The organism is Hydrogenophaga sp. (assembly GCF_051007235.1).
In the GTDB taxonomy this organism is placed as follows: domain Bacteria; phylum Pseudomonadota; class Gammaproteobacteria; order Burkholderiales; family Burkholderiaceae_C; genus Hydrogenophaga.
In genome coordinates, this window is the sequence record NZ_JBPCSJ010000477.1 from 1 (window position 1) to 3,279 (window position 3,279).

Annotated in this window: 1 protein-coding gene; it reads left to right on the forward strand. The window is 63.9% G+C overall.

Going from position 1 to position 3,279, the window contains the following annotated elements; genetic code table 11:
- Positions 1 to 294: 294 nt before the first annotated feature.
- The coding region (gene rpoB / locus ACR2JA_RS16835; RefSeq protein WP_434010226.1) for a DNA-directed RNA polymerase subunit beta at positions 295 to 3,279 on the forward strand (2,985 nt) is incomplete at its 3' end.

The following is a 3,279-nucleotide window of genomic DNA, read 5'->3' on the forward strand; positions in this document are numbered from 1 at the left end:
CTCCAACAGAGGCTGGAGTGCTCGAAAGGGCCTCCAGCCTTTGGTGCTTTCAGAGCCGCCAGTGCTGATGGCACTGGCGCAGTGTTTTGATGAAACACCGCTAAGCAGATTTGCACAGTCTGTTTAGCAGTGTTTTCTGACCCCGACTGCAGAAGACCACTTGGTTCGGGCTTGCGTGCAACGCGCAGGCCGTCCGCCAACGGCAGGTAGTGGCCTGCCGCCAAGCCCGTCACCCGGCGCCTCGAGCGTCGGGTTGGCCGATCAGTCGCCGCAGACCTCAAGCCCGGAGATCTCATGGCATCCGCATCGAAATATTCCTACACCGAACGCAAGCGCATCCGCAAGAGCTTTGGCAGCCGCGAGAACGTGCTCGCGATCCCCTACCTGCTGCAGATGCAGAAGGACGCCTACACCGCGTTCCTGCAAGCCGACACCGCGCCCAAGAAGCGCACCACCGAGGGCCTGCAGGCCGCCTTTGAGGCCGCCTTCCCCATCGTCTCGCACAACGGTTTTGTCGAGATGAAGTTCGTCGAGTACAACCTGGCCAAGCCGGCGTTCGACGTGCGTGAGTGCCAGACCCGTGGCCTGACCTTTGCGTCGGCTGTGCGCGCCCGCGTGCAGCTGATCATTTACGACCGCGAGTCCTCGACCTCGCAGTCCAAGGTGGTCAAGGAAGTCAAGGAACAAGAGGTCTACATGGGCGAAGTGCCCCTGATGACCGACAAGGGTTCCTTCATCATCAACGGCACCGAGCGCGTGATCGTGTCGCAGCTGCACCGCTCGCCGGGCGTGTTCTTCGAACACGACAAGGGCAAGACGCACAGCTCGGGCAAGCTGCTGTTCTCGGCCCGCATCATTCCTTACCGCGGTTCGTGGCTGGACTTCGAATTCGACCCGAAGGACGTGCTGTTCTTCCGCGTCGACCGCCGCCGCAAGATGCCGGTCACCATCCTGCTCAAGGCCATCGGCCTGACGCCGGAAAGCATCCTGGCCAACTTCTTCGTCAACGACCATTTCCGCCTGATGGACAGCGGTGCGCAGATGGCCTTCGTGTCCGAGCGCCTGCGCGGTGAAGTGGCCCGTTTCGACATCACCGACAAGGCCGGCAAGGTGGTGGTCGCCAAGGACAAGCGCATCACCGTGCGCCACACCCGCGAACTGGAGCAGTCGGGCACCACGCACATCAGCGTGCCGGAAGACTTCCTGATCGGCCGCGTGGTCGCCAAGAACGTGGTCGATCCGGACACCGGTGAGATCATCGCCAAGGCCAACGACGAGCTGACCGAAGCGCTGCTCAAGAAGCTGCGCAGCGCCGGCGTGCAGGAACTGCCGTGCCTGTACACCAACGAACTGGACCAGGGCGCCTACATCAGCCAGACCCTGCGTGCCGATGAAACCGCCGACGAGTTCGCCGCGCGCGTGGCCATCTACCGCATGATGCGCCCCGGCGAGCCGCCGACCGAAGACGCCGTGCAGGCCCTGTTCCACCGCCTGTTCTACAACCCGGACACGTACGACCTGTCGCGCGTGGGCCGCATGAAGTTCAACGCCCGCGTGGGCCGCGACGAATCCACCGGCCCGATGGTGCTGTCCAACGAGGACATCCTGGCCGTGGTCAAGATCCTGGTGGACTTGCGCAACGGTCGCGGCGAAGTCGACGACATCGACCACCTGGGCAACCGCCGCGTGCGCTGCGTCGGCGAACTGGCCGAGAACCAGTACCGCACCGGTCTGGCGCGTATCGAGAAGGCCGTCAAGGAGCGTCTGGGCCAGGCCGAGCAAGAGCCGCTGATGCCGCACGACCTGATCAACTCCAAGCCGATTTCCGCGGCCCTCAAGGAGTTCTTCGGTGCGTCCCAGCTGTCGCAGTTCATGGACCAGACCAACCCGCTGGCCGAGATCACCCACAAGCGCCGCGTGTCGGCCCTGGGCCCGGGCGGTCTGACCCGCGAGCGCGCCGGCTTCGAAGTGCGCGACGTGCACGTGACCCACTATGGCCGCGTGTGCCCGATCGAAACGCCGGAAGGCCCGAACATCGGTCTGATCAACTCGCTGGCCCTCTACGCCCGCCTGAACGAGTACGGTTTCATCGAGACCCCGTACCGTCGCGTGGTGGACGGCAAGGTGACCAACGAGATCGACTACCTGTCGGCCATCGAAGAAGGCAAGTACGTCATCGCCCAGGCCAACGCGGCCCTGGACGCTGAAGGCCGCCTGACCGGTGACCTGATCTCCGCCCGTGAAAAGGGTGAATCCATCCTGACCCCGGCCGACACCATCCAGTACATGGACGTGTCGCCCGCACAGATCGTGTCGGTGGCCGCTTCGCTGGTGCCCTTCCTGGAGCACGACGACGCTAACCGCGCACTGATGGGCGCCAACATGTCTCGACAGGCCGTGCCCGTGCTGCGTCCGGAAAAGCCGATGGTCGGCACCGGCATCGAGCGCGTGGCTGCGATCGACTCCGGCACCGTCGTCACCGCCAACCGCGGTGGTGTGGTCGATTACGTGGACGCGACCCGCATCGTGATCCGCGTGAACGACGCCGAGGCCGTGGCCGGTGAAGTCGGTGTGGACATCTACAACCTGATCAAGTACCAGCGTTCCAACCAGAACACCAACATCCACCAGCGTCCCATCGTCAAGAAGGGCGACAAGCTGGGCAAGGGTGACGTGATCGCCGACGGCGCTTCGACCGACCTGGGTGAAATCTCGATCGGCCAGAACATGCTGATCGCCTTCATGCCCTGGAACGGCTACAACTTCGAAGACTCGATCCTGATCTCCGAGCGCGTGGTCGCCGAAGACCGCTACACCTCGATCCACATCGAGGAACTGGTGGTCATGGCGCGCGACACCAAGCTGGGCGCGGAAGAAATCACCCGCGACATCCCCAACCTGGCCGAGCAACAGCTCAACCGCCTGGACGACTCCGGCATCATCTACGTGGGTGCCGAAGTGCTGCCTGGCGACGTGCTGGTCGGCAAGGTCACGCCCAAGGGCGAGACCACGCTGACGCCGGAAGAGAAGCTGCTGCGCGCCATCTTCGGCGAGAAGGCTTCGGACGTGAAGGACACCTCGCTGCGCGTGGACCAGGGCTCGCAAGGCACCGTGATCGACGTGCAGGTGTTCACCCGCGAAGGCATCACGCGCGACAAGCGTGCCCAGCAGATCATCGACGACGAACTCAAGCGCTTCCGCCTGGACCTGAACGACCAGCTGCGCATCGTCGAGGCCGACGCGTTCGACCGTATCGAGAAGCTGCTGACCGGCAAGATC